This window comes from Ruminococcus sp. RTP21484sp1_RTP21277st1_D2_RTP21277_210401 (assembly GCF_040924225.1).
GTDB lineage: Bacteria > Bacillota > Clostridia > Lachnospirales > Lachnospiraceae > Blautia_A > Blautia_A faecis.
This window is the reverse complement of the sequence record NZ_JBCOMJ010000007.1, coordinates 94775-116277: the sequence shown is the minus strand read 5'-3', so window position 1 is coordinate 116277 and position 21503 is coordinate 94775. Positions and strand designations below refer to the sequence as shown.

18 protein-coding genes are annotated in these 21503 nt (G+C 43.4%); all 18 read left to right on the top strand.

Annotation, left to right across the window (positions count from 1 at the left end; genetic code table 11):
- The first annotated feature begins 40 nt into the window (after positions 1-40).
- The 18 genes from AB5706_RS07080 (at position 41) to AB5706_RS06990 (ending at position 21481) form a co-directional block, all read left to right on the top strand.
- Positions 41-1447, top strand: coding sequence for an HlyD family secretion protein (locus AB5706_RS07080; protein ID WP_368365961.1), 1407 nt, complete (start codon positions 41-43; stop codon positions 1445-1447).
- Between the two features lies 1 nt (position 1448).
- Positions 1449-2480, top strand: a complete 1032-nt coding sequence (locus AB5706_RS07075; protein ID WP_368365960.1) for a hypothetical protein — start codon at positions 1449-1451, stop codon at positions 2478-2480.
- Positions 2481-2785: 305 nt separating this feature from the next.
- Complete coding sequence (locus AB5706_RS07070; RefSeq protein ID WP_148461906.1) at positions 2786-3655, top strand: DegV family protein; 870 nt, start codon at positions 2786-2788, stop codon at positions 3653-3655.
- A 172-nt stretch (positions 3656-3827) separates the two neighbouring features.
- Positions 3828-5594 (top strand): arginine--tRNA ligase, encoded by a 1767-nt coding sequence (gene argS, locus AB5706_RS07065; RefSeq protein ID WP_118579438.1) that lies wholly within the window; start codon positions 3828-3830, stop codon positions 5592-5594.
- Positions 5595-5818: 224 nt separating this feature from the next.
- Positions 5819-7699, top strand: a complete 1881-nt coding sequence (locus AB5706_RS07060; protein ID WP_368365959.1) for an ABC transporter ATP-binding protein — start codon at positions 5819-5821, stop codon at positions 7697-7699.
- Positions 7680-9545 carry an ABC transporter ATP-binding protein gene (locus AB5706_RS07055; RefSeq protein ID WP_330602690.1) on the top strand — a complete coding sequence of 622 codons (1866 nt, stop codon included), beginning with the start codon at positions 7680-7682 and terminating at the stop codon, positions 9543-9545. The genes AB5706_RS07060 and AB5706_RS07055 overlap by 20 nt, the downstream gene beginning before the upstream one ends.
- 234 nt (positions 9546-9779) lie before the next feature.
- Positions 9780-9959: a DUF6783 domain-containing protein gene (locus AB5706_RS07045; RefSeq protein WP_472515476.1), complete on the top strand. Its 180-nt coding sequence runs from the start codon at positions 9780-9782 to the stop codon at positions 9957-9959.
- A gap of 58 nt (positions 9960-10017) precedes the next feature.
- Positions 10018-11316 carry a protein kinase domain-containing protein gene (locus AB5706_RS07040; protein WP_173771888.1) on the top strand — a complete coding sequence of 433 codons (1299 nt, stop codon included), beginning with the start codon at positions 10018-10020 and terminating at the stop codon, positions 11314-11316.
- Positions 11313-12608, top strand: a complete 1296-nt coding sequence (locus tag AB5706_RS07035) for a hypothetical protein (RefSeq protein ID WP_173770082.1) — start codon at positions 11313-11315, stop codon at positions 12606-12608. Before AB5706_RS07040 ends, AB5706_RS07035 begins: the two co-directional genes overlap by 4 nt.
- A gap of 166 nt (positions 12609-12774) precedes the next feature.
- The gene (locus tag AB5706_RS07030; protein WP_148461902.1) at positions 12775-13422 is read left to right on the top strand and encodes an HAD-IA family hydrolase; all 648 of its coding nucleotides are present in this window, start codon (positions 12775-12777) and stop codon (positions 13420-13422) included.
- Positions 13423-13442: 20 nt separating this feature from the next.
- On the top strand, positions 13443-14258 hold the full coding sequence (locus tag AB5706_RS07025) for a CPBP family intramembrane glutamic endopeptidase (RefSeq protein WP_118579453.1): 816 nt from the start codon (positions 13443-13445) through the stop codon (positions 14256-14258).
- 197 nt (positions 14259-14455) lie between these two features.
- Positions 14456-14833, top strand: coding sequence for a GntR family transcriptional regulator (locus AB5706_RS07020; protein WP_330382706.1), 378 nt, complete (start codon positions 14456-14458; stop codon positions 14831-14833).
- Positions 14830-15729: an ABC transporter ATP-binding protein gene (locus AB5706_RS07015; RefSeq protein ID WP_342981266.1), complete on the top strand. Its 900-nt coding sequence runs from the start codon at positions 14830-14832 to the stop codon at positions 15727-15729. Before AB5706_RS07020 ends, AB5706_RS07015 begins: the two co-directional genes overlap by 4 nt.
- Entirely contained in the window at positions 15707-17863 is a 2157-nt protein-coding gene (locus tag AB5706_RS07010) for a DUF6449 domain-containing protein (protein ID WP_368365958.1), read from the top strand. The genes AB5706_RS07015 and AB5706_RS07010 overlap by 23 nt, the downstream gene beginning before the upstream one ends.
- Positions 17864-17885: 22 nt before the next feature.
- Positions 17886-18740, top strand: coding sequence for a pseudouridine synthase (locus AB5706_RS07005; RefSeq protein WP_368365957.1), 855 nt, complete (start codon positions 17886-17888; stop codon positions 18738-18740).
- 264 nt (positions 18741-19004) lie between these two features.
- A complete protein-coding gene (gene rpsB / locus AB5706_RS07000; RefSeq protein WP_118579468.1) occupies positions 19005-19745 on the top strand; it encodes a 30S ribosomal protein S2 in 741 nt (246 codons plus the stop codon).
- A 107-nt stretch (positions 19746-19852) separates the two neighbouring features.
- A complete protein-coding gene (tsf, locus tag AB5706_RS06995) occupies positions 19853-20791 on the top strand; it encodes a translation elongation factor Ts (RefSeq protein WP_173715911.1) in 939 nt (312 codons plus the stop codon).
- A 339-nt stretch (positions 20792-21130) separates the two neighbouring features.
- Entirely contained in the window at positions 21131-21481 is a 351-nt protein-coding gene (locus AB5706_RS06990; RefSeq protein WP_118579471.1) for a DUF6075 family protein, read from the top strand.
- The last annotated feature ends 22 nt before the right edge of the window (positions 21482-21503 follow it).

Here is a 21503-nt window from a genome sequence, read left to right as displayed (position 1 = left end):
TGTTTTACAAATATGTTCAGGAACAGAATGGGAGTTTGACATGAAGAAAAAATTAATTCAGGCAACTTGCCTGTTTTTTGTAATGATGCTGATTTTTACCATATTGTCAAGAGTTTCGGATTCTGTAAATGTGATACAGATCCAGACTAAGAACCCGGCAAATCAGATGATCACTCATGAGGTGAAAGGCTCTGGAAAAGTGGAGGGCAGTCAGGAAGTGGCGGTGTTTGTACTGGAAAATCTGCAAGTGGAGCAGGTGATGGTACATGCAGGGCAGACTGTGAAAAAAGGGGATATTTTATTGAAGCTGTCCCAGAACAGCATTCAGGCGGCTTTGAAGAATCTGGACGATAAAGTAAAAACTCTGGAAGGGCAGGCAAAGGATCTGGAAAGCCAGAAAAAGGTGAACAGCCAGAAGCGTGCAGCGGAACAGGCATGGGCTGGAAATTCTTATGATCTGGCTGTGCAAAGCGGAAATGTTTCCGTGGATAATGCAAGGGCGGAAGTTCAGATAGCCCAACAGCGGCTTGACGAATTTTACAGGGAAAAGGAAGCAAAGACTTCCGGGGATGATTTAAGTGGCTTCACAGATGGAGAGGAAGGATTTAATGATGGTGAGACCACTGTAACACAGGAGGATGATTCCGCCACAGAAACTGCCCTTCAGGATGATCTGCGAGCCAGACAGGAAGCATTAAATGAAGTGATCGCGGGAAGAAACCAGACTCTGGCAAGTGCTGGAAAAGCGGTGTCCGATGCCAGTACGCCGGAGGCTTCAGACAGTACCTTGGAGAACGTACAAAGAGAATTGGAAAATGCCAGAGCAGATATGGAAAAGGTTACAGTGCTTCAAAGTACAGAGGGAGTGATTTCGTCTCCTTCTGACGGTGTGATCAAAAGTCTGTCCGTGCAAACCGGAGACCTTACAGGACAGACTGCAGCAGTAGTTTTATATTCAGCCGATGGTGCTCTTCGAATGACTGGTACCATCTCAAAAGATGATATAAAATATGTATCTGCCGGCGCAGATGTGAAAATCACAGATAATAACAATAATGATATTTCTGGAGCAACAGTGGAAAATATAACAGAAAATAAGGAGGATAATGATATTCGTGACCTGTCCATCATAATGCCGGCGAACAGTCTGTCCATCGGTCAGAGCGGAGATTTTTCCATATCAAAAGATGCTGGACCTTATTCCTGCTGCGTTCCGCTTTCAGCGCTGTACCAGGAGAATGGGAAGGTTTATGTGTATGTTACAGACACAGAAAATACAGTGCTTGGAACGGTAATGGTTGCAAGAAAAGTGGAAGTTACTGTGCAGGATAGAAACCAGACAACTGCTGCATTGGGTGAGGGAAGCCTTTCTACGGATCAGGCTGTGATCGTCCAGGCAGACAGGGAACTGAAGGATGGAAGCAGGGTGAGGATTTCTGAAAATTAGCATGGAAAGTGAAAAGAAGAATTACTGTTCCAAATATCTGAAGGTTGTTATGGCAGTATTGCTGGCCGCAGCTTTATTTTATTCTGGAATGAAAGATTATGTGAAGGTGGGAAAAACAGATACAGCGGTGGTTGAACTGTATGGAGATTATCCTGCAGTAAACCTGGCGAAGCAGATCTGGGAAAATTATCAAAGTAGTGATGAGATTACAGATTTCTGTTTTGTGTGGAATGGAGGAGTTCAGGTGGTTACGAATCCAGAGGATTTCAGACAGACAAATGCCCGGGTGACAGGCATTGTGGGAATGGCTGCTTTGTATGACCGACAGGCTGCTTTATTAGAAGAGAATGATGAAACCGGATGCGTGATCGATAAAGACACAGCCCTGGAGCTTTTCGGCAGTGAAAATTGTGCGGGAAGTCAGTTGACTGTGGGAGAGCAGATTTACGAAGTGCGAGGTGTGGTATCCTGGAATCAGCATACGATGCTTATCCGTCCGTCACGAAAAAATCAGGTTTGTACTCAGGTTCTGATCAGAGGGAAAAAAGGTCAGAATCTGGAGGGTGCTGCATCTGATTTTCTCGTGGGAAACGGACTATCCGGAATATTAGTGGATGACAGCTGGCTGGAAGTGATTTTGCCCTGGTTTCCAGTGGCTTTTCTTGTAATGCTTATAAGAACTGTTTCCAGGTGGCTGTATGAGATGGAGCACGAAATCTGGGAAAATGGAATTCAAAGAAATAGAGAAAAGAAAATTGATTTTAGAAAATGTAGCTGCTTTGTTATTAGAATTTTACTGTGGGGAATCGGCCTCTTTTTTTGCGTAAGGCTCTTATCCCATATTCCCCAGAGCTGGCTGCCGGACAAATGGTCAGATTTCTCTTTCTGGCCTGCGAAGCTCCGGAAAACAATGGAAGCTTTCCGCTGGTACATCATGTTCCCGAAAACTATGGCGCAGGCGGAGCGGCTGATGAGCGGAATTGGCTGTATTATAAAATGTGGGGCAGCAGCACTGCTTATAGGGGCGGTGTAGGCTGTCTTTTTTTCTTTTTTGCCAAAAGAATTTTACAGATGAAGAAATATTTTGGTACATTTTTTTCGAGACTTTTCTTTAAAGTGTTTGCCAGACTGGAGCGCAGGTATTATAATAGATTTTAAGACCCTGAATAGGGAAAGAAGATTTACAGTCGCTGTTTACTGGGAAAAAAGAACCAGCTGCCAGAAGAAAAGGCAGGACAGCGGCGAGTTTGTTACTGTTCATTGGTAAGGTTCGCGAAGCGTGTTGCTGTGAACGAAGTGAACAGTAACATGAGTTTTTATGAGATAAGGAGAGATTGAATGAGTAAGATTGCCATTGTAACGGACAGTAACAGCGGCATTACACAGGAGGAAGGACGCAGACTTGGAGTGTCTGTTATTCCTATGCCTTTTTTTATTAATGAAAAAATGTATCTGGAAGGAATTACTTTGAGCCAGGAAGAATTTTATAAGTGGCTGAAAGAAGATGCTTCCATTTCCACTTCCCAGCCAAGTCCGGGAGAGACTATGGGTTTGTGGGATAATCTTTTGAAGGAATATGATGAGATCGTACAGATTCCCATGTCAAGCGGACTTAGCGCTACCTGCGCCACTGCTATGGGACTTGCCCAGGAGTATGAGGGCAGGGTGCATGTGGTTGATAATCAGCGAATTTCTGTAACCCAGCGTCAGTCTGTGGAGGATGCAATCGCCCTCCGCGATGCAGGTAAGAACGGAGCTGAAATTAAGAAGATCCTGGAAGAAGAGAAATTTAATTCCAGTATTTATATCACTTTGGAAACCCTGAAATATCTGAAAAAGGGCGGCAGGATCACACCTGCTGCAGCTGCAATCGGTACCGTTTTGAATTTGAAGCCGGTACTGCAGATCCAGGGTGAGAAGCTGGATGCTTTTGCCAAGGTAAGAGGCAAGAAGCAGGCCAGACGTACTATGCTGAAGGCTATGAAGGCAGATTTTGAGGGACGTTTTGCATCGTTTGTCCAGAATGGAGAAATGTGTCTTCAGGCTGCTTACACAGGTAATCCAGAAGAGGCAGAAGAGTGGAAGCAGGAGATGCAGGAAATCTTTCCTGGTATGGAAATCCATATGGATCCGCTGTCACTTAGTGTGGCATGCCATATTGGATATGGTTCTCTTGCAATCGCATGTTCTAAGAAAGTAACTGCATAGAAGCTAAGAAATGGCTATAGTTTTTAAACATTAGTTTTGGATGTCACCTATAGATAGTAATTGAAAAGAATTGATTTTTTTAGAAAAGATTCCGAAATAGAATATATATTTTCGGAACGAATTCAGAAGAAAACAGAAGTATTCTCTCTGAGAAGAAAATTTAGGAGGATTTATGAAAAAACTTACAGACTACATGGCAGAAGAGCTTTCTGCAGCATTTGAAAAAGCAGGATACGATTCATCCTACGGTAAAGTAGGCGTTTCCAACCGTCCTGACCTTTGCGAATACCAGTGCAATGGTGCCATGGCGGGAGCTAAGGCTTATAAGAAAGCACCATTTATGATCGCAGATGACGTAGTGGGCAATCTGGCAGATTCCAAAGTATTTTCCATGAAAGAAATGGTAAAGCCCGGATTTATCAACCTGAAAGTCAGCGAAGAGTTTCTTGCAGATTATCTGAAAGAGATGGAGAAGGATGAGAAGCTTGGTGCAGACACAGCCAAAGAGCCGAAGACCATCGTAATCGATTACGGCGGACCGAATGTTGCCAAACCTCTTCATGTAGGTCATCTCCGTTCTGCAATTATTGGTGAAAGTATTAAGAGAATCGGTCGTTTCGTAGGCCATAAGGTGATCGGTGATGTTCATCTTGGTGACTGGGGACTTCAGATGGGACTGATCATTACAGAGCTGAAGCACAGACAGCCGGAGCTTGTATATTTTGATGACAGCTATACAGGTGAATATCCTGCAGAGGCACCTTTTACTATCAGTGAGCTTGAGGAGATTTATCCATGTGCAAGCGGCAAATCCAAGGAGGATGAGGCATACCGTCAGGAAGCACTGGAGGCAACTCATCTTCTTCAGCAGGGTAAGCCGGGGTACATGGCTCTCTGGAACCACATTATGAGTGTTTCTGTTACAGACCTTAAGAGAAACTATGCGAATTTGAACGTATCCTTTGATCTGTGGAAAAAAGAGTCTGATGCGCAGCCTTACATTCCGGACATGGTAGAGATGATGAAGGAAAAAGGCTTTGCATATGAGGATCAGGGAGCGCTTGTTGTAGACGTTAAAGAGGAGACCGATACCAAGGAAATCCCGCCATGTATGCTTCTGAAATCAGATGGAGCATCTCTTTATACTACTACAGACCTTGCCACAATTGTAGAGCGTATGAAGCTGTTCCAGCCAGATGAGATCCTTTACGTTGTTGACAAACGTCAGGAGCTTCATTTTATTCAGGTCTTCCGCTGCGCAAGAAAGACCGGTCTTGTGAAAGAAGACACAAGGCTTTCCTTCCTTGGCTTCGGTACTATGAATGGAAAAGATGGCAAACCGTTCAAAACAAGAGAGGGCGGTGTTATGCGCCTTGAGAACCTGATTGCCGATATTGATGAGGAAATGTTCACAAAGATCGTAGAGAACAGAAGTGTCCGTGATAAAGATGCAAGAGATACTGCTAAGATTGTAGGTCTGGCAGCAATTAAATATGGCGATCTTTCCAATCAGGCTACCAAGGATTATATTTTTGATGTAGACCGCTTCACCTCTTTCGAGGGAAATACAGGTCCGTACATCCTTTATACAATTGTTCGTATCAAATCCATCCTGAACCGTTATGTGGAAGCAGGCGGAAATCTTGAAGCAGGTGAGATCCTTCCGGCATCTAACGGCAGCGAGAAGAACCTGATGCTTCAGCTCAGTGGATTTGGAAGTATGATCGAGAGTGCATTTGAGGAAAAAGCTCCGCATAAAATCTGTGCATATATTTATGAGGTTTCCAATGCATTCAACAGCTTTTATCATGAGACCAAGATCCTCAGTGAAGAGAATCAGGCGCAGAAGGAATCCTATATCCGTCTTCTGCAGCTGACCAAGAGAGTGCTTGAGACAAGTATTGATCTTCTTGGATTCGAGGCACCGGATAAGATGTAATAAAATAATAAGCAGATTATGAGGGCATGGTCTGTGGTATGGAGCTGCGGCACTTTCTGGAAAAGCTGGAAGTGAGCGGCTCCTTTTTTCTTTACGCAAGCGACGTGACCAGGTTCATGCCTGCATGAGACGCTGACGGCTGCTGCGATAAGAGGTAAAGCTTACATAGTGTGTTTTGTCTCATTTTTGTATCGTTATGCTTTAAGGCAGAAAGGAAATGTCAGATGAAAGCGAAACATCATACAAATTTTCTGCCGGACAGGGTGTTTTCCTATTTTCAGAAAGAATGGAAAGTGCTTCTGGCAGTGGCTATATCCGGTTTGATCTATAATATCGGCCTTCTGGCAGGTCCCTGGTTTGAGGGGAAAATGACCGGCTGCCTGGTGGATATCCTGAAAGGGGCTGACCAGTTTTCAGATATGCTGGTTCTGGTGCCGGGCTATGTGACCGCCATTGCAATTGTCCAGACTGCCAGATATATCAAGAGGTTTTATGTGCGGCGTTTTGCCAACAATGTAAATCGCAGAATGAAAGAAATCCTGTATGCCAGTCTGGTGCGGAAAAGTCGTGCAAGCCTTCGGGAAGAGGGGGAGGGAAGCATTATGACCAAGGCAATACTGGATGTGGATGACTGCGTAGAGGGAATGCGCAAATTCACTACGGAGATTTTTGATACAGGAGTTGCCCTGGCTGCTTATGCAGGAATGCTTTTGTGGTATGATTTCAGGCTTGCCTTGCTTTGCATGATTTTCCCGCCGGTTTCTTATATGACGGCGGAAAAAATGAAAAAAATGATCCAGATAACCGGAACTGCATACAAAGAGCAGTCTGGACATTTAAGTACAGCGACTCTGGATCGGGCGGAAAATGCTGTTACATACCGTGTTTTTGGATGTGAAGAGGATCGCCGCAAGGCATATGAAGAAAATCTTACCGCTTATGAAAAGTCAGCAGTAAAAGCGAATATCTGGAATTCCATCATGCCGCCTTTGTACCGGATCATTTCCATGACCGGGGTACTGTTTATCCTGTATTTTGGACAGAAAAATGTTCTGGGAACAGGCTGGAGCACATGGACGATTGCATCTTTTACTACTTTCCTGGCATGTTTTGTGAAGCTGTCCGTGAAGTCATCCAGTGCAGCGAAGCTGTTTAATGCAGTGCACAAGGCGCAGATTTCCTGGAAGCGTATTAAGCCGCTTTTGACAAAGCAGGAAGAAATTCCAAAGAGTGAGAAAAATGTGTCTGGAATTCTGGAAAATGGGAAAGTGGAAAAGATCGAAAATGTGTCTGCTAAACATGCAGAAGAAACATTGTCGCAGAGGGAACTATCTCAGCTAGAGATAGCCCAGTCAGAAATTCGTTACAGGAACGTAAAACAATTGCAGGTCCGTCATCTGAATTTTGCTTATCCGGATGGGAAACAGATTCTGAAGGATATTTCCTTCAAGGCTGAAAAAGGGCAGATAATCGGAATTACCGGACCAGTGGCCTGCGGAAAGTCTACTTTGGGAAAAGTATTTTTGTGCGAGTATCCATATGAAGGTCAGATTCTTGTGGATGGCAAAGAGCTTCAGAATATGCCCCCATCCTGGCAGACGAATATCATAGGCTATCTTGGTCATGATCCGGAGCTGTTTAACGACAGCGTGGAAAACAATGTGCTTATGGGTGAACAGAAAAAGACAGAGGATTTCCTGAAAATGGTTTGCATGGCAGAAGAAGTAAATGAGATGGATGATGGTTTACAGACTCTGGTAGGAAATGGTGGCGTACGTCTTTCGGGCGGACAGGGAAAACGTCTGGCTCTTGCAAGAACTCTTTGCCACAAAAAGCCAGTTCTGGTTCTGGATGATCCTTTTTCGGCTTTGGATAAGAGCACCGAGAGACAGATTTTTGCCAATTTGAAAGCACAGGCGAAAGAGAATATTGTGCTGCTGATTTCCCACCGTCTGTATCTGTTTCCGCAGATGAATCAGATCATCTGGATGGAAGATGGAAAAACAGTGGTGGGTACGCATGAAGAATTACTTGTGAAGGTACCGGAGTATAAGAAATTATTTACTGAGGAAGGAGGTGCAGAGAGTGAAGACAGACAGAAATAAGAACAACGTGAAATCAGAAGAAAATATGATTTTGGAAAAGAGCAGAAGGTCAGATGCAAATGTTTTTCCGGTAGAAAACAAGGGAAAAGGGAAAATTGCAAAAGCGAAAAAAAGACAGGTAAAAGGTGTGATCTGGAAAACAGTTCTGCAGCAGAAATGGCTGTCTATGGGTATTGTCTTTGCTGTAGCAGGCGCAGTGGTAACGGCTCTTATCCCGCCGCTGATCCTGGCAAAAATCGTAGATACAGTCACAGCGGGAAAAGCCGTGACATTCTGGGTGATTTTCCTTTATTTTGCAATGCTTGCACTTACCGGATTCATGGAATCTGCCAGGGAAGGTCTGCTTACCGTATTTGGGCAGAAAATCACACATGCACTTAGAAGCAGCCTTATGGAAAAATTCATATGCCTTACTTCTGACAAACTGACAGGGCTGGAACCTGGAACTCTGGCTTCACGCTTTGTTGGTGATGTAGATACTGTGGAAAATCTTTTTACCTCAGGGATCATCAGTATGTTTGCTGACGCCTGCAAGATTATCAGTATTCTGGTGGTGATCTGGTTTGAAAATAAGGGTCTCGCTGTGGTGCTTCTTGTAATACTGCCATTTCTTTTCTGGTTTACCAGACATGTGCAGAAAAACATGCTGGCAGCCCAGATCGAAAACCGTAAGGCTGTGGGAAGAGCCTCTGGACATGTGCCGGAAACCCTTCATAATATCCGTACCATCCATTGCCTTGCCAGGGAAAAATATATGGAAGAGCGTTACGATACTTATATCGGTGAAAGTTACCAGGCAATGGAGAGAACCAATTTTTATGATGCAGTATATTCACCGGTGATCTTGATTTTAAATGCAGTCGTGGTTGCAGCTGTGATGCTGCTTTCAGCATCTGGAAATAAGATGGTGCTCACGTTTTTTGGAATGTCTGCGGGAACTGCAGTGGCTGTGATCAACTATATTTCACAGATTTTTTCGCCGGTGGAAAGTCTTGGAATGGAGATTCAGACCATCCAGTCCGCGGTAGCTGGAATCCATAGGATTAATGAATTCTTTGGGCTGGAGGAGAAAGAAAATGGCGCACAGGAGAATGGAGATACCGAGAAAACCTGGAATAATCCGGCAACAAAAATAGAAGAAAACAGAAATGAAAAGATTAGCCGAAAGGAAGCGATGGCTGATATGGAAGAAAGGCACAGACTGGGAGCTTCTGACAGTAATAGTTTGCCGTTTGTAGAATTCCGGAATGTAACCTTCGGCTACGATGAGCATGTGGTGCTGGAGCATCTGAATTTCAAGGTGATGGATATCGATCAGGTGACTCTACTCGGACGAACTGGTGCAGGAAAGAGTACGATATTGAAGCTGCTTCTTGGACTTTATGAGCCGGATCAGGGACAGGTACTGCTCCACGGCATTCCGGCAACGGCTGTGAGGGCTGGAGAACGACGGAAACTCTTTGGATACGTAGAGCAGACTTTTCACATGGTGCCGGGAACCGTACGCGACCAGATTACATTATATGATGACCGGATCTCTGAGCGTCAGGTAAAGGCTGTTGCAGAGCTTACAGGTTTAAAAGAGGCAATTGAGAGTCTGGAAAATGGTTACGATACTTATTGCACCCCGGAGATTTTTTCCCAGGGACAGTGGCAGCTGCTATCCATTGCCAGGGCAGCAGTGGCAGAGCCCAAACTGCTTCTTCTGGATGAGATCACTGCAAACCTGGATGCGGAGACAGAGAAGGCTGTTCTGGCCGCATTGAAACGTGTGGCAAAGGATCGTACCGTTATTTCCATTTCACACAGAACGTCCGCAGAACTGGGAAGGACGATTCAGATTTAATCTGAGATTGTGAAAAGCACTTATAAAATTTTTATAAAGTGCTTTTCACAGTGGATTTTAAATGTTATAATTCTGATTACATTCTTAAATGTCTGATTTGAAGCTTTTTCAATCGCGCTTCGGAATAGCGGACATTTCATAATCACTAATTTTTTATCTTATTTATATTTATCATTTGCCGGAGATCGCCGACAGTATTCACTTAATTTATGCAGACAACGAGCTAGAGCCTGTTTGAAAAATCATTCCCGCAATCTGCACGCCCCACTTTGCGGGAGATTTCACCCGAATTCAGTTGCCGTAGCCCACTACAGCGCCCTCATCCGGGCGAAATCTCCCACAAATTGTGACGCACATCTTGCAGAAAGCCTTTTTCAAACACGCTCTAAAGCCTGTGCTTGCGTCAGACCTTGAAGCGTGTTTTGTCTCATTTTTGTTATTGAAAATAGTTACATGTTTTTATGAAAAAGAGGTGATTATCATCAATCTTACAGGTATGATCTTGAAAATGCGTTACTGTATCCTGGAGCAGGTGGGCGCAGGCGGGGAAGGGCATTTGTACCTTGCCAGGGATATGGAGCTTGGAAATTACTGGGCAGTAAAAGAACTTCCCCTTGAGAAAAAGCGTGAAGCCAGACTGCTGCGGCTTCTGGAACATCCATCCATTCCACGGATGGTAGATTATGTGGAAAATGGAGATCACTGTTATCTGATCATGGAATATATTCGTGGAAAGTCCCTTGGACAGATGTTAAAGGAGGGACATGTTTTTGCAGTGGATGAGCTTCTTTCCCACGGAGACACTGTGCTTGCAGTTCTGGAATATCTTCATGGGCAAAAGCCGCCGGTATATTATGGGGACTTGAAACCGGATAATCTTATGCTTTCAGATTCGGGCAAATTGTATCTGGTGGATTTTGGGAGCGCGGTGTTTGGATTTGGAGAAAATCAGCGGATCTGTATGGGAACAGAAGGCTTTGCAGCTCCAGAACAATATGAGGGAAAAGTAAACAGCTCCAGTGATCTTTATGCTTTGGGAAAAACATTACAGGCGCTGGCAGGAAAAAACTGGTTATCTGTTTTGTGGAAAGTTCCTGGGTTTGCTTTGTTTCTCTATAAATGTACCCGGCCTCAGGGGAAAAGACGATTTGAAAATGCGGCACAGGCAAGAAAAATGCTTTCTGGTATAGGAAAAAGAAAAGGGCTTGCCAGAAAAAATGCAGCGGTGGTGATTGGAACTACGGGGATTTTGCTGGCTGCAGGTGTATTTCTTGCAGGATCAGAGCAGCAGGCAGCTTTCGAAAGTGCATTGGCAGAAGTAACGAAAGGATATTACGAGATAGAGGAAAATGAGTCTTCTTTGTTGTCAAAGAAATTTGCAGCAGAAGCGGATAAAAAAAGTACAGACAAAGAAGCAGATAAATTTCTTCTTAAAAAATGCGAGCATGCAGAAAGTGCTTTGCAAAAACTGCAAAAAGAATATACGAAAGATGAAGAGCAGAGAAAATTGCTTTTATTATTGGCGGTAAATGCGGAACTTCAGAAAGAGTGGGAACGGGCAGCCGTGTATTATGAGCAGCTGCTTTTGTATGCGCCGGAATTTGCAGAAGGGTATGGGAAATATGGACTGTTCCTTTTGCGAAGAGGTCAGAAGAATTCCAGCAGGAGACTTTATGTTTTATACAGAAGCAGTAAGGCAGATGGGACGGATTGTAAGAGCGTTGAAATCTGGGAAAAACAGATGGAAAGTGAAACAGGTGAGGGAAAATGAAAAGATGGAGAAGCATAAGGAGAAAAATTGCGAAAAATTCAAATCGAAAAGGTATATATTCACACAGCATCTGGAATAACTTTCGGAAACCTGGAATTTATCTGATGGTGACAGTGATTTTACTTATTACCAAAGTTGGTATACTTTACACTTATGGTGGAGAATTTGGAGGATTTGATATCGATATTGGTGCTGATGAAGGTATATTTGATAATTGGGAGGAGGCTGAAGGAAATCAGGAAACTACGGAGCCAGAGCAGAAAGAAAATGGGGGCAGTAATGGTAATGAAAGTAATAACAACAGCAATAATGACAGCGCGAATAGCGGTAATAGCAGTAATGACATAGAAAATGACGGTAATAATAACAGTCACAATAGCGGCGGCAGTAACGATAACAACAGCGGGAATAATAACAGTAACAACAATAATAACAGTAACAACAATAATAACAATAATAACAATAACAGTAATAGCAACGCGGGAGCTGGCTTGTCGAAAACTGAGAACGGTGACAACACAGGTGATAAAGAGGGCTGGGAAAAACCTCAAGCTGCGGGTTCTGAGAGAAGACCAAAAGAAAACAAGAAAGAAAACAGTGTCACGGCAGCCTCATCGGCAAACAAAAACGCAGAGAATGAGAAAACGAATATAAATGCAGACAACAGTGCCAATGGAACTGAGTCTAAAAGCAATACTACAAAAAACACTCCCCGTGTAAAGAAGGATAGCTCAAAAAGCAAAGAAGAAAAGTCAGAAGATACCGCAGCAGATGAAAATATAAGTGAAAGCAGGATTACTGCCAGAGAAACAAAGAATACTGATCGGAAAAAAGCAGATAGGTCCAAAGCAAAAATTACGGAAAGTCCTAAAAAAGAAAATACCAGTGAGCATTTGAAGCTCACAGGAGCCGGCACGGTTTTTACAGCAGTAGGAATGACAAAGATATCTCATGGACTTGGATTCTATAACAAAAATGATGAAAATAGAGAAAAAAATGAAAACACAAATAAAAACAATAACATAAATGATAATAAAAATAGCACAATACGTTTTGTACACGAAGAAACAGTCCCTGTAAATGAATATCCTGAAATACAAGTTATAAGAACTACCGGTGAGCAGGATGTTACAATTCTGTCTTTGAACTTAAATGGTGATGAGATTTTCTGGCACCAGGAGGGGGATACCCTTATATTTGACCAGCCGATTACAGCGAAGGAAAATACTGTGAAAGTGATTGCTGTAATAGATGGGAGAAGAATTGTGCATATGCCTATATGGGAGTTTTGAAAGTGTGCATCAATTGTTACTGGTCATGGAGTGAATGGTAACCATTAACTAAGATTTTGCCATCTGGACGTTATAAAGAAATGATGTTATAATTAACACCCATATAGCGAAAGACTTGAAAAATCAACGACAAAAATTACATGACGGTACAGGAGGCAAAACACAGATGTACAAAGCTATTTTATTTGATCTGGACGGAACTCTCACCGATTCCGGGGAGGGAATCACCAAATCCGTACAATATGCTCTGGAGAAGGTAGGAAAACCAGAACCAGATCTTCAGAAGCTGCGCATTTTTGTGGGACCGCCCCTTTTGGAGCAGTTTCAGGAATATGCGGGAATTGACGAAGAAACAGCAAGAAAGGCAGTTGAGATTTACAGAGAACGATACGCACCAGTGGGGATTTATGAGAATGAACTGTATCCTGGCATTCCGGAAATGTTATCCGGACTGAAACAAAGAGGATACAAGCTTGCCATTGCGTCTTCCAAACCAGAGAATTTCGTGAAGATCGTTGCGGAATATTTCCATATTGATTCTTATTTTGACGAGATGGTTGGAAGTGAGCCTGAGGGTAGACGAACCAATAAGACAGAGGTGATCGAGGAAACTCTGAAGCGGCTGGGATTTTCTGAACACCGTGACCAGGTGATCATGGTGGGGGATAAAGAGCATGATGTATTTGGGGCAAGACGCGCCGGATTGGAATGCATTGCAGTTTCCTATGGGTACGGAACCGAAGAAGAACTGAAAAATGCCCATCCTTTTAAAATTGTGAATTCGGCAGAGGAAATACTGGATTTTTTCGCCTGAGCCCCAGAAGAAAACAGAAAATGCCGGTTTTGGCATGGAAGTGTCTGTATCCGGTGGGAATCCATTTTGTGCTTTCCCAGCTTGTCTCCTATCTGGGACTGTATTTTCTGGTGCAGCGGACTGGCGCAGATATGAGTGCATATTACCAGCATGTGCTTATGCTGACTGGTCTGACAGGGATTTTGGCTGCAGTTCCCTGCATATTGTTGTATCGGGGCGATTTTTCAAGAAGAAAAGAAACCGGGATATTATATCCTGCAGCTGATCGTCACCTTCCTGTTCCTGAAATTCTGGGGTTTCTTATAATTGGCGCATTTCTTGGTCAATATGGAAACATTCTGGTAGGGCTTTTTCAGCAATATTTGAATCCGGAAGCTTATCAGGAAACTCAGTCCTTGATTTCCGAGGGGAAAAGTATCTGGAGTCTGATTTTCTGGATGGGGATTGCAGCACCTTTTGCAGAAGAGGTTATTTTCCGCTGGCTGGTATTTCTTCGTATGAGAGATAATATGCGCGTGATCACAGCTGCACTGTTTTCAGGACTGACATTTGGAATTTACCATATGAATCTGCTCCAGGGAGTGTATGCAACTATTATGGGATTGCTTTTCGCATTGATCCTGGAATGGAGAGGAAATCTGTTTGCCAGTGTATTTCTTCATATGGGGGCAAATATCTGGAGCCTGCTGGTCAGTGATGTGATGCTGTACATGCTGGATCATACAGGAGCCACATCCGTAATTGCACTGAATCTGTTTCTTGTTTTTGCAGGAACTTATGGTATCTGGAGATGCTATAAGAATTATCAGAAACGAGGATGTACGAGGCTGATATAAAGCATAATCAGAAATATATTAAGAAAAATAGAAGACCTTCTTACAAAATCCTGGAAAAACAGGGGAGATTGTGAGAAGGTTTTTTGTTGGCGCATTCCACTTTATAAACATTTAAGAATTTCCCGTCTTGAATTTAAAGTACACATATGCTATCTTAAGTGTATTAAATGTATTAATACACTTAGAAAGGAGGAAGCATGTCTATGATCGTTTTGGATTATCAGGACAGAAGGCCACTGTACGAGCAGGTGGAGGAGAAATTTCGGAATCTGATCCTGATGGGAGTACTGGAGCCAGGCTCCAGAATGCCCTCTGTGCGGCAGCTGGCCATGGAATTATCGATCAACCCAAACACCATCCAGCGTGCTTACATGCAGCTGGAACAGGAGGGACTGATCTACCCGGTTAAAGGAACAGGAAACTTTATCGCAGACAGTGAAGAAGTGCGTAAACTTAGCAAAGCTTCCTATATAAAAGAACTGAAAACCCTGATCCGGAAGGGAAAGGCTATGGGAATGGAAGCGGAAGAGCTGATCTACATTATTAGGGAGTGTTACAAGGAGGAGAAGCCATGATAGAAGTCAAAGAATGCAGTAAGGCGTTTGGCACTGTCAAAGCGGTCAATAAAGCAACTCTGGATGTTGGAGTGCGGGAAGTGTTTGGTCTTGTAGGCAGTAACGGCGCCGGGAAAAGCACCCTGCTTCGGATGATGGCTGGAATTATAAAGCCAGATGAAGGGGAAATCCAGATTGACGGTATGCCAGTGTATGAAAATGAAGAAGCAAAGAAACTGTTTTTCTATATCTCAGATGACAGTTATTTTCCGGCAAATTATACAGCAATGGATCTGGTGCGCTTTTACCGGAACTTTTACCCTCAGTTTCGAACCAGGCTTTTCCATGAACTGATGGAACAATTTCATCTGGAAGAAAATCGCAGAATTGCAACTTTTTCCAAAGGTATGAAAAAACAGGTTCTGGTAATCATCGGTGTGTGCGCGGCAACGAAATATCTGTTTTGCGATGAGACCTTTGATGGCCTTGATCCGGTAATGCGTCAGGCGGTAAAGAGCCTGTTTGCAGCGGAGATCATGAACCGGGAATTTACTCCTGTAATCGCGTCTCACAATCTGCGCGAACTGGAAGATATCTGCGACCATGTCGGGCTTTTGCATAAAGGGGGGATTCTTCTTTCCAAAGATCTGGAAGACATGAAATTTCACATTCACAAGATACAGTGTGTGCTTAGTGGAAGACAGCAGGAAAAAGAACTGGAAAAGGAACTTCAGGTTTTGAAGGTGCAGCATCAGGGTTCCCTTCTTATGATAACGGCCCGGGGAACCAGAAGTGAGATCATAGAGAAAATCCAGGCAAAAAATCCTCTTTTCATGGAGGTGCTTCCTCTGACCCTGGAGGAAATTTTTATCAGCGAGACGGAGGTGGCAGGCTATGAAATCAAAAATTTATTTTAGCAGATATATGAAGGTGTCATCAAAAGGCATGATGTGGATCCCGGCTTTTGTGACCATTGGATTTCTTCTGGCATTTCCGGTGGCAGAGCTGATCATGCTGGGAAACTGGTTTGGAATGGGATATGAGATCAATGCTCTTTATGCAAATCTGTGGCAGAATGGATTCATGATTACCGGACTTGCGGTTGCAGCGCTTGCAGCACTGTTTAATGGGATCAGCCAGTTCTGGTACCTGTATTCACCGCGGAAAATTGACTTCTACCACAGTCTTCCTGTGAAACGAAACAGAATGTTCTGGTATAAGACTTTGCAGTCACTTTTATACTTTTTGGTGCCGTATCTGGTGATGGAATTTTTTGCCATCTGTATCGGGGCGATGAGAGGATTTTTCAGTCTTCATCTTATGAAACTGGCATTCCTTATGATGGTATTTCATCTGATGCTGTATCTGCTGATGTATTTTTCCGTTGTGCTGGTGATCTGCATTACAGGACATCTGCTTATGGGAGCGCTGCTTCTGGTGGCTGCTGTAGCTTATGGACCAGTGCTTTCTGTGCTGTTGGATTTATATGAAATGGCATTTTATTATACACGCAGTGAGAGCTCTTATGGTTTCGTAAAATGGCTGAAAGAGATGGCTTCACCATTTACCATTTCTTATACCTTCGTGAAAAAATATGCAGAGGGAAATTACGGCGGAATACTGATTGCAGTGATTCTGGTAACTGCGGCATTGGGAGGTCTTGGATATTACGCCTTTGTACATAGAAGATCAGAGAGAACAGGGATGGCTTTTGTTTTTCCATGGATCGGTACTGTAGTAAAATTTCTGATCGTGGTACCTGGAGGCCTTGGAATCGGATTTATTTTCTATATGCTGTCAAGTGACAGTTCCAGAACGATCTGGTGGATTTTTGGATTGATTCTTGGAACCCTTCTTGCTGGCGGTATTATGGAAATTATTTATTACAGGGATTTCCGGAGATTCTTTTCCCATAAGATCCAGCTTGTGATAAATGGGGCATGTGTAGCACTTGTGGCGTGTGTGTTCTTTTTTGACCTGACAGGATATGACGAATATGTTCCTTCCTATGACAAGATTGAAAATATCGCAATCGGATCTGTGGATACCGAAAAGGAAACTACTTATAATGTGAAAGTAAATGAAGATGGTACTGTTGCCATGCTGGATTCCGGATATTATTTGAATGGGGATTCGACGGGAAATGATCTGGGAATTGACCAGAATCTTTTTGACAGTATAAAAGAAATTGCAAAAGATAGCAAGGAGACATGTAAAGAAATTATAGGAAACAGCACAGCATTGTGGTTCAGCAATCTGTGGGATCCTTCTAGAAATACATTAGGACTTAAGGTACGGTATGACCTGAAATCAGGAAGTGCCATCTATCGTTACTATATGGTAAGCCTGGATGACATAAAGAATTTGTGGAAAGAGGGCATGGCTGAGGGACCCCTGAAGGCTGAGCGTTATTCCATTCTGAATCTGGATGACAAATATGTGGATGAGGTAAGATGTGATTTTATAACCGGACAGTCAATTTTCCTTTTCCAGGATAATAAGGCGAAGAAACAGCTGCTGGTGGATGCTTTCCGGCAGGATGTGGAGGAGGCTGATCCAGAGGTGCTGACAGGGGAACCTTGCGCAAGCCTGACCATTGGCTATTCTGATGTACCATCTGTGGAAGGTACGGACGACATGGTAGTGGGCAAAACAGGAGATTATTCTTTTTCTCCATGCTTCTATGTATTCCCACAGTTCAAAAGGACAGTTGAAATTTTGAAGGAAACAGGGTATCCTATTTCTATGGATGATGTGAACTTAAGTTCTGTGGAAGTTCAATATTATATGAATGAGAATCAGAATGAAGTTTCTTCCCCGATTATTTACAATAAGCCGGAGCAGCTGAGTGAGCTGAAAAAAGCCCTGAGATGTTATCAGATGGTACCGTTCTGGGAAAAACAGGAACTGGACAGCTGGGACAGCCTGAAGGTTGTGATCGACGGCATGGAAACAGAGGTGGCCTGGTCTATCATGGCGAAGGATGTTCCGGAATTTATGAAGGAAGATTCTCAGCGGGCATTGTCCTTTGAGGTTTTGGACGAGGAATAAAGTAGAAGGTAAGGTAGTATAAATGGGAAAAGCAGTGAGACTGGATAAATTTCTGGCAGATTCCGGAGCTGGCACGAGGACAGAAGTGAAGAAGCTGATCCAGAAGGGAATGGTTCAGGTAAATGGTGAGACGGCGAAAAAGCCAGAGCTGAAGGTAGACCCGGAGAGGGACGTGGTGGAATTTGGCGGAGAGCGCCTGGGCGCCCGGGCAGAATTTGTGTATTATCTTTTGCACAAGCCTGCCGGGTATGTAAGCGCCACGGAGGACATCAGGGAAAAGACGGTTCTGGAACTGGTGCCAAAGGATGGCAGGCGGAATCTTTTTCCTGTAGGACGTCTGGATAAGGATACGGAAGGCCTGCTTCTTATTACAGATGACGGCCAGCTGGCCCACCAGCTGCTTTCTCCGAAGAAACATGTGGATAAAACTTATTTCGCTGTGACGGAAGGCAAAGTAGTGCCGGAGGATATAGAGAAGATCCGGGTAGGTGTGGATATTGGAGATCAGGAGCTGACATTGCCGGGAAAGCTGGAGATTCTTAAGAGTTGGGAAGAAAACCCAGAGCAGGGAGTTGCCAGTGGTAAAGATTGCGAAGGAAAAAATGTTAAAGGTGACTCTGAAACAATGACGGTCAAAGCAGATAATGAGGAATATAAAGCAGACGTGGAAAAGAGTTCCTGGCGCTCGGAAATCCTTCTGACTATTCAGGAAGGACGTTTTCATCAGGTGAAGAGAATGATGGAAGCGGTTGGAAAGAAAGTAATCTACTTGAAACGGATTTCTATGGGCTCGCTGACTTTGCCAGATGATCTGCCAAAAGGCCAGGCGCGAGAGCTGACACCTGGCGAACTGGCGGCGCTCAGACTGGGGAAATAGCTTATCTGAAATGCTTTTGCAGAAATGAAAGAACCCTGTTGGGAGAACGGGGGAATGAATTTGTTAAAACGTTGAAAAGCCTAAAAATAGCGTAAAAATTTGCAAAAACCCTCTTTACACGGAGGGTTTTGTCATGTTATAATGCAAAAGTTGTAAACCATCAAACACGCATGGAGATTCCCAGGATGGTGCCCTGCGGTGTGAGGCTGGGTCCGAGAGGAAAAGGATTCATGCGGAAGAATTTAACCAAAAGGAGAAAAAGACATGAGCGTTATTTCAATGAAACAGCTTTTAGAGGCAGGTGTTCATTTCGGACATCAGACAAGAAGATGGAACCCTAAAATGGCTCCATACATCTACACAGAGAGAAATGGTATCTATATCATCGACTTACAGCAGTCTGTAGGAATGGTTGACGATGCTTATAATGCAATCGCTGATATCGTAGCTAACGGCGGAAATATCCTTTTCGTTGGTACTAAGAAACAGGCTCAGGACGCTATCAAGACAGAGGCTGAGCGTTGCGGACAGTTCTATGTAAATGAGAGATGGTTAGGCGGTATGCTTACCAACTTCAAGACTATCCAGAGCCGTATTGCGAAACTGAAAGAAATTGAGACCATGGAGTCTGATGGAACATTCGATGTTCTGCCTAAGAAAGAAGTTATCGCTTTAAGAAAAGAATTAGATAAACTTCAGAAGAACCTTGGCGGTATCAAAGAAATGAAGAGACTTCCAGATGCTATCTTCGTAGTAGATCCTAAGAAGGAAAAGATCTGTATTCAGGAAGCTCATACACTGGGAATTCCGCTTATCGGAATCTGCGATACTAACTGTGACCCAGAAGAACTGGATTACGTAATCCCGGGTAACGATGACGCTATCCGTGCTGTAAAACTGATCGTTTCCAAGATGGCTGACGCAGTTATCGAAGCAAACCAGGGACAGACAGACGCTGAGGGAGAAATCCAGGCTGAGTCTGAAGAGTTCGCTACAGAGGAATAATTTGTGAAAATTCTGGACATCAGCTGTGAATGAGCTATGTCTGCATAGGCATATCCACAGCTGACGGACAGGTCCTTACAACACACTATCATTAGGAGGAAATGAAAATGGCTATTACAGCAGCACAGGTAAAAGAGTTAAGAGAGATGACCGGCGCTGGTATGATGGACTGTAAGAAAGCTCTTACAGCTACAGAAGGCGATATGGATAAAGCAGTAGAGTTTCTTCGCGAGAAAGGTCTTGCTACCGCTCAGAAGAAAGCAAACCGTGTTGCAGCAGAGGGTCTTTGCAAGACACTTGTTGCTGACGATGCTAAAAACGCAGTTGTTGTTGAGGTTAACTCCGAGACAGACTTCGTTGCTAAGAACGAGAAATTCCAGCAGTATGTTGCAGATGTTGCAGCTCAGGCTCTGACAACTACAGCAGCTGATATCGATGCTTTCCTTGCAGAGGCATGGGCACTTGATACCACTAAGACTGTAAAAGAAGCTCTTGCAGCTCAGATCGCAGTTATCGGCGAGAACATGAACATCCGTAGATTCGCTCAGATGAAAGAGGAGAACGGTTTCGTTGCTTCCTACACACATATGGGTGGAAAAATCGGCGTTCTTGTTGACGTTGAGACAGACGTTGTAAACGACGCTGTCAAAGAGATGGCTAAGAACGTTGCAATGCAGGTTGCAGCTCTGAAACCTCTTTACACAAGCGACAGCGAAGTAAGCGCTGAGTATATCGAGCATGAGAAAGAAATCCTTATGGCTCAGATCCAGAACGATCCTAAGGAATCCCAGAAACCGGAGAAGGTTATTCAGGGAATGATCACAGGACGTATCAAGAAAGAGCTTAAAGAGATCTGCCTTCTTGATCAGGTTTATGTTAAAGCTGAAGATGGAAAACAGTCTGTTGGAAACTATGTAGCACAGGTTGCTAAAGAGAACGGCGCTAAGATCACAATCAAAGGCTTCGTTCGTTACGAGACCGGAGACGGAATCGAGAAGAAAGAAGAGAACTTTGCTGAGGAAGTTGCAAAGCAGATGGGTAAATAATCCATTAACTTAAGTTTTCTTTCTATTATTTTAATAAGTCTGAATTTAAGTATTTAAAGGCCCTGAAAGCCTTATAAACACTACGTTTCGCAGTGATTATAAGGTTTTCGGGGCTTTTTTCTATATTTTTCTAAAAAAGTCCTAAATACCGCCAAGCATCGCTGGAAATCACCAAGAATCTCCAAAAATTGAGTATTGAGTAAGGAAAAACTGAGTAAAAGCAAAGGCTTGCAATCTTCAGCGAAGTTACTCAAATTATCAGCGGTTTCATCAGATCGCCATAATTTTCAAAAATCAAATTATAAACTTAAAAACTAATTGCATAAGGAGGAAATCAATATGGCAAGTACAGCGATAGGCGCAGCTGGCGAGGATGCTCGCACAATAACTTTTATGAGCAAAGAACATAAGGAATTCTATTTGGAATATCTGCCTAAATGCAGATGGAAAGACGTATATCATGAAGCATTGGTATATTGTCTTGGAATTGACAGAGATACACGAAAACACGTTAACAAAATTTATGATTTTAAAAATGGCAGTGTGAAGCCAGAATGTCTGCAGGAAGGTGGAGGAAAGACCACTACCACTATCAATCTTGGAGTAGTGTTCCGATTACTTAGCCAATTATGTTGTAACATCGGAATGATTAAAACGCATTGCCATGAAAAGAAAATGGTTTTATTATAATGATATAGATTTTATGTGTGAA

What these genes read in the sequence shown, in the direction of transcription:
- AB5706_RS07080 (WP_368365961.1), top strand. Translation starts at nt 41, where the DNA reads ATGAAGAAAAAATTAATTCAGGCAACTTGCCTGTTTTTTGTAATGATG.
- AB5706_RS07075 (WP_368365960.1), top strand. Translation starts at nt 1,449, where the DNA reads ATGGAAAGTGAAAAGAAGAATTACTGTTCCAAATATCTGAAGGTTGTT.
- AB5706_RS07070 (WP_148461906.1), top strand. Translation starts at nt 2,786, where the DNA reads ATGAGTAAGATTGCCATTGTAACGGACAGTAACAGCGGCATTACACAG.
- argS (WP_118579438.1), top strand. Translation starts at nt 3,828, where the DNA reads ATGAAAAAACTTACAGACTACATGGCAGAAGAGCTTTCTGCAGCATTT.
- AB5706_RS07060 (WP_368365959.1), top strand. Translation starts at nt 5,819, where the DNA reads ATGAAAGCGAAACATCATACAAATTTTCTGCCGGACAGGGTGTTTTCC.
- AB5706_RS07035 (WP_173770082.1), top strand. Translation starts at nt 11,313, where the DNA reads ATGAAAAGATGGAGAAGCATAAGGAGAAAAATTGCGAAAAATTCAAAT.
- AB5706_RS07030 (WP_148461902.1), top strand. Translation starts at nt 12,775, where the DNA reads ATGTACAAAGCTATTTTATTTGATCTGGACGGAACTCTCACCGATTCC.
- AB5706_RS07025 (WP_118579453.1), top strand. Translation starts at nt 13,443, where the DNA reads ATGCCGGTTTTGGCATGGAAGTGTCTGTATCCGGTGGGAATCCATTTT.
- AB5706_RS07020 (WP_330382706.1), top strand. Translation starts at nt 14,456, where the DNA reads ATGTCTATGATCGTTTTGGATTATCAGGACAGAAGGCCACTGTACGAG.
- AB5706_RS07015 (WP_342981266.1), top strand. Translation starts at nt 14,830, where the DNA reads ATGATAGAAGTCAAAGAATGCAGTAAGGCGTTTGGCACTGTCAAAGCG.
- AB5706_RS07010 (WP_368365958.1), top strand. Translation starts at nt 15,707, where the DNA reads ATGAAATCAAAAATTTATTTTAGCAGATATATGAAGGTGTCATCAAAA.
- AB5706_RS07005 (WP_368365957.1), top strand. Translation starts at nt 17,886, where the DNA reads ATGGGAAAAGCAGTGAGACTGGATAAATTTCTGGCAGATTCCGGAGCT.
- rpsB (WP_118579468.1), top strand. Translation starts at nt 19,005, where the DNA reads ATGAGCGTTATTTCAATGAAACAGCTTTTAGAGGCAGGTGTTCATTTC.
- tsf (WP_173715911.1), top strand. Translation starts at nt 19,853, where the DNA reads ATGGCTATTACAGCAGCACAGGTAAAAGAGTTAAGAGAGATGACCGGC.
- AB5706_RS06990 (WP_118579471.1), top strand. Translation starts at nt 21,131, where the DNA reads ATGGCAAGTACAGCGATAGGCGCAGCTGGCGAGGATGCTCGCACAATA.